Below are 12643 nucleotides of genomic sequence, written 5' to 3' on the forward strand. Positions count from 1 at the left end.
AAATTCTAGCCCAGTGCCCGTGACCATCGTCCGAGGGAAACCCGGTCGCGGTCCTCGAGGTCGCGCTCGGTGGCGACCTCGGCGAAGCCAGCGTCCGTCAATAGTTCGCGCACTGCGGCGCCCTGGTCCCAACCATGCTCCATCAGCAGCCACCCACCGGCCTCCAGGTGCCGGGGCGCGGCCGCCACGATCGCGCGGATCGCATCAAGGCCATCGATACCCGACGACAGCGCCGACGCCGGTTCGAAGCGCAGGTCACCCTCGCCCAGATGGGGGTCCTCGACGGCGATGTACGGTGGATTGCTGGCGATCAGGTCGAAGCGCTCGCCGGCCAGCGGCGCCAGCCAGTCGCCTTCGCGGAATTCGACATTGGCAAGGCGCAGCGCCTGCGCATTGGCGCGTGCCACGGCCAGGGCCGGCGCACTCGCATCGGTAGCGACCACCTGCGCGCGCGGCCGTTCCAATGCCAGCGCCAACGCGATGGCGCCGCTGCCGGTGCCGAGGTCGGCCACGCGCAGCGCGCGACCGGACGGCAACCGCGACAGCGCCAGCTCCACCAGCAGTTCGGTTTCCGGCCGTGGAATGAGCGTCGCCGGCGTGACTGCAAGGTCGAAACGCCAGAAACCCCGTTGCCCGGTGAGATAGGCAACCGGCTCGCCCGCGCCACGCCGCTGCACGAGGGCCTCGAAGGCCGCCACGGTGGCGTCCGATGCCAGGTCATCGCGATGCGCGAACAACCAGCTGCGCGGCTTGCCCAGCGCGTGCGCGAGCAGGAACTCCGCATCGACGGCATCGATCCGGGCACGCGCGGCCAGCAACAGGGCATCGAGGCGCCGCGCGCCGGGCATTGGGGTTGGGGCTGGGGTTTCCATGCGCGAATGGTAGCGGCCGGCGACCAGCCACACTGCCGCACACGTCGGCGCAACGTGGGATCGGGTACACCCCACAGGCCCGCCCCACAGGCCCGCCCGACAGGCCCGGCCAGGCTCGACTGTCGATAGGCGTAGACTATTGTAGTCATAACATCAATCGAATTGATCAATTCGATAGCCGGACCTAGCATTCCCCCTGTCTTCCCAACCCACCCCTCCACCAAGGACGAAACCGCAATGTCTTTGATCAACACCGTCATCAAGCCGTTCAAGGCCCAGGCCTTCCACAACGGCAAGTTCGTCGAAGTCACCGACACCAGCCTCAAGGGCAAGTGGTCGGTGGTCGTGTTCTATCCGGCCGACTTCACCTTCGTCTGCCCGACCGAACTGGAAGACCTGGCCGACCATTACGCCGAGTTCCAGAAGCTGGGCGTCGAGGTCTACGGCGTTTCCACCGACACCCACTTCTCGCACAAGGCGTGGCACGACACCTCCGAGGCGATCAAGAAGGTGACCTACCCGCTGGTGGGCGACCCGACCGGCACGCTGACCCGCAACTTCGACGTGATGATCGAAGAGGAAGGCCTGGCGCTGCGCGGTACCTTCGTGATCAACCCGGAAGGCCAGATCAAGCTGTGCGAGATCCACGACAACGGCATCGGCCGTGACGCGTCGGAACTGCTGCGCAAGGTCAAGGCCGCGCAGTACGTCGCCTCGCATCCGGGCGAGGTGTGCCCGGCCAAGTGGCACGAGGGCGAGAAGACCCTGAAGCCGTCGCTGGACCTGGTCGGCAAGATCTAAGCGTTCGTTCCACTCCCTCTCCCGCTTGCGGGAGAGGGTCGGGGTGAGGGCCGTCCCGCCCTCACACCGGATGTTTGCATCAGCGGCTTGGGTCGTGCCGGCTCTCTCCCCCTACCGGCTCCCTCCCCTCCGGCCCAGGCCGCTCCTGCAAGCGTCTGCACCGACCGTGCTCCCGGATCCGGGCCGCACCGGTGTCGTGTTGCCAGATGTTTTCCTTCCCCCATTCGCAATCGTGGAGTCCCCATGCTCGACGCCGACCTGAAGACCCAACTGCAGGCCTATCTCACCAAGCTGCAGCAGCCGATCGAACTCATCGCCTCGCTCGACGACGGCGCCAAGTCGCGTGAGCTCGAAGCGCTGCTGCAGGACATCGCCTCGATGTCCGACAAGATCAGCTACGCGCGCCGCGACGACGACGCGCGCCGGCCGTCGTTCGCGATCGTGCGCACCGGTACCGATATCGAAGTCCGCTTCGCCGCCATCCCGCTGGGCCACGAGTTCACCTCGCTGGTGCTCGCCCTGCTGCAGGTCGGCGGCCATCCGCCGCGGATCGAGGAAGCGCTGGCCAACCAGGTGCGCGGGCTCGAAGGCGAGTTCCACTTCGAGACCTTCATGTCGCTGTCCTGCCAGAGCTGCCCGGACACCGTACAGGCGCTCAACCTCATGAGCGCGCTCAACCCCAACATCACCCACGTCGCCATCGACGGCGCGCTGTACCAGGACGAGGTGCAGGCACGCGAAGTGATGTCGGTGCCGACGGTCTTCCTCAATGGCCAGCCCTTCGACCAGGGCCGCATGACGGTCGAGCAGGTCGTGGCGAAGCTGGATACCGGCGCCACCGCGCGCGCGGCCGAGCAGATCGCGAAGAAGGAAGCCTTCGACATGCTGATCGTCGGCGGCGGCCCCGCGGGCGCCGCGGCCGCGATCTACGCGGCGCGCAAGGGCATCCGCACCGGCATCGCCGCCGAACGTTTCGGCGGCCAGGTGCTGGACACGCTGGCGATCGAGAACTTCATCTCCGTCTCCTACACCGAAGGCCCGAAATTCGCGGTGGCGCTGGAGCAGCACGTGCGCGACTACGAAGTCGACGTGATGAACCTGCAGCGCGCGAGCAGGCTCGTGCCGGCCAAGACCCCGGGCGGCCTGATCGAAGTGCAACTGGAAAGCGGCGCGTCGCTGAAGGCGAAGTCGGTGATCCTCGCCACCGGCGCGCGCTGGCGCCAGATGAACGTGCCCGGCGAGGACCAGTACCGCAACAAGGGCGTGGCCTACTGTCCGCACTGCGACGGCCCGCTGTTCAAGGGCAAGCGCGTGGCGGTGATCGGCGGCGGCAACTCCGGCGTGGAAGCCGCGATCGACCTTGCCGGCATCGTGTCCCACGTCACCCTGATCGAGTTCGACAACCAGCTGCGCGCCGACGAAGTGCTGCAGCGCAAGCTGCGCAGCCTGCCCAACGTCGACGTCGTCATCAGCGGCCAGACCACCGAAGTGCTCGGCGACGGCAGCAAGGTCACCGGCCTGGTCTACAAGGACCGCACCAACGGCGAATCGCGCACGGTCGAGCTGGAAGGCATCTTCGTGCAGATCGGCCTCCTGCCGAACACCGAATGGCTGAAGGGCGCGATCGAACTGTCACCGCACGGCGAGATCGTCATCGACGACCGCGGCGCGACCTCGCTGCCGGGCGTGTTCGCCGCGGGCGACGCGACCACGGTGCCGTTCAAGCAGATCGTGATCGCGATGGGCGCGGGTTCGACGGCGGCGCTGAGCGCGTTCGACCACCTAATCCGCACCTCGGCGCCGGCGGAGCCGCAGCAGGCCGCCGCCTGACCGCGACCGGGAATCCCACCCTCCGGGCGCGCAAGGGCGCGCCCGGTTGGCTGCCGCTAAGATCGGCCGCATGAACCTGCGCGACCTCAAGTACCTCGTCGCCCTTGCCGACCACAAGCACTTCGGCCGTGCCGCCGCGGCCAGCTTCGTCAGCCAGCCGACGCTGTCCACGCAGATCCGCAAGCTCGAGGACGAACTCGGCGTCGCCCTGGTCGAGCGCGCGCCCCGCAAGGTGATGCTCACGCCAGTGGGTCGGGAGATCGCCGAACGCGCGCGCAAGGTGATCAGCGATGTCGAGCAGATGACGCAGATCGCACGCCGCAGCCAGGACCCGGAAGCGGGCACGGTGCGACTGGGCCTGTTCCCCACGCTCGGCCCGTACCTGCTGCCGCACGTGGTGCCCGGCCTGCGCAAGCGCTTTCCACGCCTCGAACTGTTGCTGGTCGAAGAGAAGACCGACCAGATCCTCGCGCGCCTGCGCGATGGCCGCCTCGATGCGGGCCTGCTCGCGTTGCCCATCCACGACGACCAGCTGCATGTTGAACCGCTGTTCGAGGAGCCCTTCCTGCTCGCGGTGCCGCAGCAGCACGCATTCGCCAGGCAGGCGTCGCTGAAGGTCAATGACCTCGACAACCAGCACCTGCTGCTGCTCGAGGAAGGCCATTGCCTGCGCGACCAGGCACTCGACGTGTGCCGCATGGGCGGTGCGGACGAGCGCGACGGCTTCCGCGCGACTTCGCTGGAAACCCTGCGGCAGATGGTCGCCGCCGGCGTGGGCATCACCCTGCTGCCGATGCTGGCGGTGCAGCCGCCGGTACCGGCCTCGCCCGACATCCGCCTGCTGCCGTTCCGCGGTGACGCGCCGCATCGCGAGATCGCGATGGTGTGGCGGCGCAGTTCGGCGATGGGCGAGTTCCTCGGGCAGCTGGCGGCGGAACTGCGCAACCTGCCGAAGTCGCTGCTCAAGCCGCCCGCTACACCACCCGTGGGCAAGACCAAACGAGGCGAGGCGAAGGCGTGAGTGGTCGTGCATGGGTGGCGTTGTTGCTGCTCGTCGCCGCGATCGGCTGGTGGTATTCGCCGGTGTCGCCGCGCAAGCCGCCCGGCTATGCGTCCATCGATCCCAGTCCGCTGCCGGCAACCTCGGGCGCCGCGGAACGTGCCACGGCCATCGCCTGCCAGCTGCCGCCGCGCGTGGGGGCTTTCGATCCGCCGTTGCAAAGCTCGACGCCTGCGACGCTCGCGCCCTTCCACCTGCGCGCCGCCACGCTGACACCGCTCGCCGGCTTCAGCATCGATGCGAAAGTGCTTTCGCGCCGCGATTACCGCTCCGATCGCGAGTCGCAACTTGCACCGACCGACCTGGCGCTGGGCTGGGGCCGCATGCGCGACGACGCGGTGCTCGCGCGCCTGACCATCACCCAATCGGCGCGCTGGTACCGCTACCGCTATAGCGACCAGCCGCCCATCCCGCAGGCCGAGATCGACCGCTCCGCCGCGAACATGCACATGATCCCCGGCAGTGCAGCCATCGCCTCCGCACTCGCACGAGTGGAAGCGGGCGAACGCGTGCGCATCGACGGCTGGCTGGTGGAAGCGCAGGCCCCTGACGGCTGGCGCTGGCGCAGCTCGACCTCACGCGAGGACACCGGCGCGGGCGCCTGCGAACTCGTCTACGTGTGCGCGGTCACGCGGCTGTAAGCCTTGGCGGTCTCTCTGCGTGCGGCAGCAGGTTCACAGCGCACCTGAAACAACGTCCCATCAACCGCAGTCTTCAGGCCGCGGCATCCATCGCCGTTTCCGCCGGCTTGCGCTGCCCGCGCACCAGGCCCAGGAAGATGCCTGCCAGCGACAAGGCCAGCCCCAGCATTTCCACCGGGCCGAGCCGCGTGCCGAACAGCAACGCATCCCACACGTATGACAGGAGCGGCTGCAGCAGCAGGCACAGGCCGAGCACGCCGGCGGGCAGCTTCGGCATCACCCGGCCGATCACCAGCCAGCCGAACACCTGCGCGATCAGCGCATAGGCCAGCAACGCGCTCCAGTCGCGCATGCCGCGCGGCGACAGGGACTCGCCACCCGCCAGCGTCATCGCCAGCAGCAACGCCGCGCTGAACACGCACATCCACCACAGCAGCGCCTCGTTCGCCACGTGCGCGCGTTGCCCCTGCGCCGCGCGGAAGAAGATCAGGAAACCGGCATACGCCACCGCGGTGCCCAATCCGAACGCGATGCCGGTACGGAAGCGCGCGTCGAAGCCCTCCCAGCCCGGCGCCAGCAGCAGCGCGAGTCCGAACAGCGCCAGCAACAGGCCCACCCACAGGCGCCAGCCGCCGCGCTCGCCGAGCACGAACGCGCCGTAGCCGGCGAGCGCGAATACCTGGAAGTTGCCGAGCAACGTGGCCAATCCGACGCCGACGTAGAGGATGCTCCGGTGCCACATCCACAGGTCGATGGCGAAGAACAGCGCCGCGACCGCCAGCAGGCCGAGCACGCGCGCATCCGGCTTCCAGCCCGCGCGCACCTTCGGTCGGACGAACCAGGCCAGCAGCAGCACGGACGCCAGCCCCATGCGCCAGAACGCCGATGCGGTCGGCCCGATCCCGACCCATTTCACGAACACCGCCGAGGTGCTGATCAGCGCGGCGCCCAGCGCCATCGCGGCCAGCGAGCCGCGTGTGTAATCCCGAGCCGCATGGGTCATGCCTGCACCAGCTTGTCGGTGTCGGGCAGGTATTCGGGTTCGGCGGCCGCGGCCGCGCGCCATTCGCGCACGGCCGGCAGCGCGGTGATCGCCTCGACATAACGACGCGCGTTGTCGTCAATGGCGACGCCGTAGCCGAGGAAGCGCATCACCACCGGCGCGAACATCGCATCGACGATGCCGAAGCCGCCGCAGAGGAAGTCTCCGTCTGCCGCGAATTCAGCGCGCAGTTCCTGCCAGAGCTGCTGGATGCGGTCGATGTCGGCCTGCGCCTTTTCGTCGCCGCGATATGCGTCGGGCTGGCGCCGGCAGTTCATTGGCATCTGCGTACGCAGCGCGCGGAAGCCCGAATGCATTTCCGCCGCGGCGGCACGCGCCTTCGCCCGCGCGCGCAGGTCCGCGGGCCAGCCACGGCCGTCGAGCCAACGTTCGTTGACGTATTCGCAGATCGCCAGCGAATCGGGCACGACCAGGCCGTCGTGGTGCAGCACCGGCACCGTGCGCGTCGGCGACCAGCGGCCGATCTCTGCGTCGAACTCGGGCGTGTCGAGGTTCAGCCGCAGCTCGTCGAAGGCCACGCCGAAATGGCGCATCAGCAACCACGGGCGCAGCGACCAGGACGAATAGTTCTTGTTGCCGATGACGAGCAGGGGCATGGAGGCGCGGTCCTCGGAGCACGGGAGAGTATGGATATTGTCGCGTGACAGGCGGCCGCGTTGGCCGCATCAATGGAACCAGGACCCGTCGCCAGGACGGCGCGTCTACGCAGGTTGCCAGCCGCCCTCGCCCACTTCGTCGTCCGCGGCGGCGGGTGGCTCGTTCAAGGGCAAGGCTTCGACTATCTCGCGTGCCTGCGGCCAGACCACGTCCGGCACGCACACCGCGATCACCCCGAACAGCGGCAATTCGCCCATGCCGCCGAGCAGTTGCTCGCCGCGCAGGAACACCGGGATCTCCGCGGCCTCCAGCGCATGGCGGACGAGGTGGGCATCGATCAGGTTGGCGGCTTCGTAGACGACTTTCATCGCGGCTCCGGGTTGCGCAGCCAGCATACGCTTCAGCAACGCAGCAGCGTGCGCAGTGGGATCTCCTCCGGCCAGCGCATGCGGCCGCGCAGGGCGTCGATCTCGATCACCACCCCGGCACCGACCACCTGCGCACCGGCCTGCTCCAGCAGGCGGCGGCCGGCGTCCAGCGTGCCGCCGGTGGCCAGCACATCGTCCACCAGCAATACACGGGCGCCGGCGGGCAGCCCCGGCGCGCCCAGCTCTCCCGAGCTGATTTCCAGCCGGGCGCTGCCGTACTCGAGGTCGTAGTCGATGCCGAGGGTGGGCGGTGGCAGCTTGCCGACCTTGCGCAGCGGGACGAAACCGGTCTTCATCGCCAGCGCCATCGCCGCGCCGAAGATGAAACCGCGCGACTCGATGCCGCACACCGCGTCGATGGGGACGTCGCGCCACGGCGCCGCCAGCGCGGTGATGCAAGCGGTGAAGCCGGTGGGATCGGCCAGCAGCGGGCCGATGTCCTTGAAGACGACGCCGGGCCTGGGGAAGTCGGGGACGTCGCGAATCAGGGTGCGGAGGCTGTTCATGGACGGAGCTTACGTCTGGCCCGCGGTATCACCCAAACGCCAGGATTGCCTGATGCCGCGCCCGCGGCCGGGGATCGGCGGCAGCGGGCCGTTTCGCGTGGAAATGGCGGCACCCCGTTAAACTGCACGGTCTCCCTCGCTTCCCCCTTCCCGCATGTCCGCCACGCCCGCCTCCGCCGCCCCGTCCTCCCCGCCGGAAAAGAACGACTTCATCCGGCAGATCGTTCGCGAGGACCTCGCCAGCGGCAAGCACGCGGCGATCAAGACCCGTTTCCCGCCGGAGCCCAACGGCTACCTGCACATCGGCCACGCCAAGGCGATCTGCCTGGATTTCGGCGTCGCCCGCGAATTCGGCGGCGAGTGCAACCTGCGCCTGGACGACACCAACCCGGCCAAGGAAGACCCCGAGTACGTCCGTGCGATCCAGGACGACGTGCACTGGCTCGGCTTCGAGTGGCACGACCTTCGCCATGCCTCCGACTATTTCGAGGTGCTGTACCTGGCCGGCGAGAAGCTGATCCGCCAGGGCGACGCCTTCGTCTGCGACCTCAGCGCCGAGCAGGTGCGCGAATACCGCGGCACCCTGACCGAGCCGGGCCGCAATTCGCCCTATCGCGATCGTAGCGTCGAGGAGAACCTCGACCTGTTCCGGCGCATGCGCGCGGGCGAGTTCCCCGACGGCGCGCGCACGCTGCGCGCCAAGATCGACATGGCCAGCGGCAACATCAACCTGCGCGATCCGGCGCTGTACCGGATCAAGCACGTCGAGCACCAGAACACCGGCAACGACTGGCCGATCTACCCGATGTACGACTACGCGCATTCGCTCAGCGACGCGGTGGAAGGCATCACCCACTCGCTGTGCACGCTGGAATTCGAGGACCACCGCCCGCTGTACGACTGGTGCGTGGACAAGGTCGACCTCGCCCACTCGCCGGAACTGGTCGCGCCGCTGACTGGCAAGGGCCTGCCGTTCGAGGCCAGCAAGCCGCGCCAGATCGAGTTCTCGCGCCTGAACTTCAACTTCCTGGTCATGAGCAAGCGCAAGCTGCTGGCGATGGTCAACGAAGGCCTGGTCGACGGCTGGAACGATCCGCGCATGCCGACGCTGCAGGGCATCCGTCGCCGCGGCTACACGCCGTCGGCCTTGCGCCTGATGGTCGACCGCGTCGGCATCAGCAAGCAGAACTCGCTGCTCGACATCTCCATTCTCGAGGGCGCGCTGCGTGACGACCTCGACGCGCACGCACCGCGGCGCATGGCGGTGATCGATCCGCTCAAGCTGGTGCTGACCAACCTGCCGGAATCGCACGAGGAATCGCTCACGTTCTCCAACCATCCCAAGGACGCGGCGCAGGGCGAGCGCCAGGTGCCGTTCGCGCGCGAACTCTGGATCGAGCGCGAGGACTTCGAGGAAGTGCCGCCGCCGGGCTTCAAGCGCCTGACCGTGGGCGGCGACGTGCGCCTGCGTGGCGCCGGCATCATCCGCTGCGACGAAGTGGTGAAGGACGCTGCGGGCAAGGTAGTCGAACTGCGCTGCACGCTCGATCCGGAATCGCGCCCCGGCATGGAAGGCGCCAACCGCAAGGTGAAGGGCACCATCCACTGGGTCAGCGCGAAGCATGCCGTAGCGGCGGAAGTGCGCCTGTACGACCGCTTGTTCGTCGTCGCCGATCCCGACAACGAGGAAGGCGGCAAGACCTACAAGGACTACATGAACCCCGATTCGCGCCGCGTCGTCACCGGCTACGTCGAGCCGGCGGCCGCGCAAGCCGCGCCCGAGCAGTCGTTCCAGTTCGAACGCATCGGCTACTTCGTCGCCGACCGCTACGACCATGCCACCGCCAAGCCGGTGTTCAACCGCAGCGTCACCCTGCGCGACACCTGGTCGGGCAAGGCCTGAGGCACGATGCCATGCGCGCGCTGAGCAGACTCCGCCGCCGCCTGCGCGCCGCGTCGTTCGTATTCGTACTCGCACTCGTCACGGTCGCCGTTGGCGCCTGCGCGGCACCGTCGCCGAATGGCGTCGCCCCCGCCGGGAACGACGCGGCGGCACCTGCGGCGACATCGCCGGCATCTCCGGCCCACAAGCCCATGCACACGGGCGGCCGGCTGCCAGCCGATCCGGTCGAAGCGCCAGCGGTGGCGCCGGGCGCCGTCGACCTGGCCTGCAAGACCGACGCCGACTGCACCGTCAAGAACGTCGGCAACTGCTGCGGCTATTACCCGGCCTGCGTCAACGTCAACAGCCCGACCGACCCGAAGGGCGTCCAGGCGGAGTGCGCGAAGAAGGGAATGATGTCGGTCTGCGGCTTCCCCGAAATTTCCTCCTGCAGCTGCAGGCAGGGCAAGTGCGAAGCCGCTTCGTCCGGGCTGGTGCAGTGATGCTGTATGCGCAGGTCCACCTGACCCTGCCGGCCTGGGTGCACGACGCGGTCGACACTTCGCGCAGTTACGCCAGCGATGACGACAAGGTCGCGCTGGCGATCGAGCTGTCGCGCATCAACATCGAGGAAAGAAGTGGCGGCCCGTTCGGCGCGGCGGTATTCGGCCCCGACGACCGCATCATCGCGGTGGGCGTGAACCGGGTGCTGCCGCATGCGTGTTCGGTCGCGCATGCCGAGATGATGGCCTACATGCTCGCGCAGCTGCGCACCCAGCGCCCGCGCCTCAACCGCAACGAAGCCGACGAACCCATCGGCCCGATCACGCTGGCGACGTCCTCGCAACCGTGCTGCCAGTGCTATGGCGCGACCGTGTGGGCCGGCATCGATCGCCTGCTGATCGGCGCGCGCAGCGAGGACGTGGAGGAACTCACAGAATTCGACGAGGGTCCGCTGCCCGCGGACTGGGTCGGGGAACTCGAGCGCCGCGGCATCACGGTGACGCGCGACGTGCAGCGCGATGCCGCGCGCGCGGTCCTGCGCGCCTACGGCGCATCCGGCGGCGAACACTACTGATGGCAGCCGATGCCCTGCCTTTGGATGGATTGTTCTGCTGGTGCCGCGCCGGCTTCGAACCGGAACTGGCGGGCGAGCTGTCCGAGCGCGCCGCGCAGGCGAACCTGCCGGGTTACGCCCGCACCGAGCGCAACAGCGGATACGTCGAATTCATCTGCGAAGACGCGCCCGCGCTGTCGCGCGCGCTGCCCTTCAGCGGACTGATCTTCGCGCGGCAGAAGCTGCTGCGCCTCGCCGAGCTGCGCGGCATCGACCCGAAGGACCGCATCACGCCCATCCTATCTGCCCTGGAAACGCTGCCGAAGCAGGTCTTCGGCGAGTTGTGGGTGGAACACCCGGATTCCGACGCCGGCAAGCCCCTGGCCGGCCTGGCCCGCAGTTTCGGCAATGCGCTGCGGCCGGCGCTGCGCAAGGCCGGCTGGCTGACGCGCGTGGACGATGCGGGCAAGCCGCGCCTGCACGTCGTCTTCCTCGACGGCGACCACGTCGTGCTCGCGCGCAGCGAGCCGCGCGACAGCGCGCCATGGCCGCTGGGCATCCCGCGCCTGCGCATGCATGCCGATGCGCCGAGCCGTTCCGCGCTGAAGCTGGAAGAGGCGCTGCTCACGTTGCTCAGCGACGAGGAGCGGCAGCGCCTGCTGCGCGATGGCATGCGCAGCGCCGACCTCGGCGCCGCGCCGGGTGGCTGGACCTGGGTGCTGGTGCGCAACGGCCTGCATGTCACTTCGGTCGACAATGGCCCGCTGCGCCAGCACCTGCTCGACAGTGGCCGCGTCGACCACCTGCGCGCCGACGGTTTCCAGTGGCAACCGAAGGCGCCCCTCGACTGGATGGTGTGCGACATGGTCGAGCAGCCGCGACGCGTCGCCGAGCGAATGGCGACGTGGCTGCGCGAGGGCTGGTGCCGGCACGCGATCTTCAACCTCAAGCTGCCGATGAAGAAGCGCTGGGACGAGACACAGCTGTGCCTGGAACTGTTCGAACAGCAGGCGCGCAAGCCGCTGCTGGTACGCGCGCGGCAGCTGTACCACGACCGCGAGGAGATCACCGTCTTCGCCAGCGCAGCGCATCGATGACAGACCGATCCGATCGCGTCCATCAACGGCCGCCCGTTCGTTTCCGTTCAGCCTGAATCGCGCGTTTTTACGCGCGTTTTATGCGTTGGGTACTAGTACGGTCCCGGGTTTCCACCGCATGAGGCTCGCTCATGAACAAGACCGTTGCACTTACTTTCCTGGCAACGCTGCTGGCTGCTCCGGCGCTCGCCCAGTACGCGCCGCCCGCCACTTCGATGGAACAGTCCACCGATGCGCAGGCACAGGCCAAGGCCCAGGCCGAGGACGCGAAGCAGCAAGCCACGCCACAGTCTGACCGCTGGAGTGGCACGACGACGACCGATGCCACCACGAATGCATCGACGGATGCCGGCACGCCGATGACCAGCAATGATGCGTCGGAGGCGATGCAGTCGACCGGTGCGGCCACGGCCGCGGCGGCAACAGGCGCCGCCAGCGCCATGCCGGCCGCCGCCAACGTCACCTTCACCTCGCATCCGGGCGATCCCAGCGGCTATCGCCCCGAGTTCCGCGCACTGGACACCGACCAGGATGGCATGTTGTCGCGCGCCGAAGCCCGCGGCAATCCGAAGCTGCAGCAACAGTTCTCCGCCATGGACACGAACCACGATGGAAAACTGTCGCGCGCTGAAACCGAGAATGTGATCCATTGAGCCAGGACAGCGCCGGGCGCCTTGTTTCATGCGGGGCGCCCGGGCAGTGAACGCTCCAGCGCGATGCTGAATATGGCTACGCGCGGGTCTTCATGCGTGGGCGGCATGCGGCTTCCCTTTTTGTTCATCCTGTATTGCGGAGTTTTACGCGCGCTT

At 68.3% G+C, this 12643-nt stretch carries 14 protein-coding genes; 9 read left to right on the forward strand and 5 right to left on the reverse strand.

Going from position 1 to position 12643, the window contains the following annotated elements; all coding sequences use genetic code 11:
- Positions 1-5 precede the first annotated feature (5 nt).
- A complete protein-coding gene (prmC, locus tag ACYVGE_RS09420) occupies positions 6-848 on the reverse strand; it encodes a peptide chain release factor N(5)-glutamine methyltransferase (RefSeq protein WP_460730553.1) in 843 nt (280 codons plus the stop codon).
- A 261-nt stretch (positions 849-1109) separates the two neighbouring features.
- On the opposite strand from prmC, the gene ahpC reads away from it, so the two are divergent.
- The 4 genes from ahpC (at position 1110) to ACYVGE_RS09440 (ending at position 5204) form a co-directional block, all read left to right on the forward strand.
- Positions 1110-1673: an alkyl hydroperoxide reductase subunit C gene (gene ahpC, locus ACYVGE_RS09425; RefSeq protein ID WP_310053974.1), complete on the forward strand. Its 564-nt coding sequence runs from the start codon at positions 1110-1112 to the stop codon at positions 1671-1673.
- Between the two features lie 243 nt (positions 1674-1916).
- A complete protein-coding gene (gene ahpF, locus ACYVGE_RS09430) occupies positions 1917-3503 on the forward strand; it encodes an alkyl hydroperoxide reductase subunit F (protein WP_460729277.1) in 1587 nt (528 codons plus the stop codon).
- 70 nt (positions 3504-3573) lie between these two features.
- Positions 3574-4524, forward strand: a complete 951-nt coding sequence (locus ACYVGE_RS09435) for a LysR substrate-binding domain-containing protein (RefSeq protein WP_460729279.1) — start codon at positions 3574-3576, stop codon at positions 4522-4524.
- Positions 4521-5204 (forward strand): hypothetical protein, encoded by a 684-nt coding sequence (locus ACYVGE_RS09440; RefSeq protein ID WP_460729281.1) that lies wholly within the window; start codon positions 4521-4523, stop codon positions 5202-5204. The genes ACYVGE_RS09435 and ACYVGE_RS09440 overlap by 4 nt, the downstream gene beginning before the upstream one ends.
- Before the next feature lie 73 nt (positions 5205-5277).
- Here ACYVGE_RS09440 and ACYVGE_RS09445 read toward each other — a convergent pair whose 3' ends face one another.
- The 4 genes from ACYVGE_RS09445 to ACYVGE_RS09460 all read right to left on the reverse strand — a co-directional run bounded on the left by ACYVGE_RS09445 (position 5278) and on the right by ACYVGE_RS09460 (position 7798).
- Positions 5278-6207 (reverse strand): DMT family transporter, encoded by a 930-nt coding sequence (locus tag ACYVGE_RS09445; protein ID WP_460729283.1) that lies wholly within the window; start codon positions 6205-6207, stop codon positions 5278-5280.
- Positions 6204-6863 (reverse strand): glutathione S-transferase family protein, encoded by a 660-nt coding sequence (locus tag ACYVGE_RS09450; protein WP_460729285.1) that lies wholly within the window; start codon positions 6861-6863, stop codon positions 6204-6206. Before ACYVGE_RS09450 ends, ACYVGE_RS09445 begins: the two co-directional genes overlap by 4 nt.
- A gap of 105 nt (positions 6864-6968) precedes the next feature.
- Positions 6969-7232 carry a putative signal transducing protein gene (locus tag ACYVGE_RS09455; protein WP_457096526.1) on the reverse strand — a complete coding sequence of 88 codons (264 nt, stop codon included), beginning with the start codon at positions 7230-7232 and terminating at the stop codon, positions 6969-6971.
- A gap of 32 nt (positions 7233-7264) precedes the next feature.
- On the reverse strand, positions 7265-7798 hold the full coding sequence (locus ACYVGE_RS09460; RefSeq protein ID WP_460729287.1) for an adenine phosphoribosyltransferase: 534 nt from the start codon (positions 7796-7798) through the stop codon (positions 7265-7267).
- Positions 7799-7952: 154 nt separating this feature from the next.
- On the opposite strand from ACYVGE_RS09460, the gene ACYVGE_RS09465 reads away from it, so the two are divergent.
- From ACYVGE_RS09465 to ACYVGE_RS09485, 5 genes are all read left to right on the forward strand, one after another.
- Complete coding sequence (locus ACYVGE_RS09465) at positions 7953-9701, forward strand: glutamine--tRNA ligase/YqeY domain fusion protein (protein WP_460729289.1); 1749 nt, start codon at positions 7953-7955, stop codon at positions 9699-9701.
- Between the two features lie 11 nt (positions 9702-9712).
- Positions 9713-10183, forward strand: a complete 471-nt coding sequence (locus ACYVGE_RS09470; RefSeq protein ID WP_460729291.1) for a hypothetical protein — start codon at positions 9713-9715, stop codon at positions 10181-10183.
- On the forward strand, positions 10183-10758 hold the full coding sequence (locus ACYVGE_RS09475; protein WP_460729293.1) for a nucleoside deaminase: 576 nt from the start codon (positions 10183-10185) through the stop codon (positions 10756-10758). Before ACYVGE_RS09470 ends, ACYVGE_RS09475 begins: the two co-directional genes overlap by 1 nt.
- Before the next feature lie 20 nt (positions 10759-10778).
- Positions 10779-11834 (forward strand): 23S rRNA (cytidine(2498)-2'-O)-methyltransferase RlmM, encoded by a 1056-nt coding sequence (gene rlmM, locus ACYVGE_RS09480; protein WP_460730554.1) that lies wholly within the window; start codon positions 10779-10781, stop codon positions 11832-11834.
- 131 nt (positions 11835-11965) lie between these two features.
- Positions 11966-12487 (forward strand): EF-hand domain-containing protein, encoded by a 522-nt coding sequence (locus ACYVGE_RS09485; RefSeq protein ID WP_460729295.1) that lies wholly within the window; start codon positions 11966-11968, stop codon positions 12485-12487.
- Positions 12488-12643 lie beyond the last annotated feature (156 nt).

The organism is Lysobacter rhizosphaerae, from assembly GCF_054779795.1.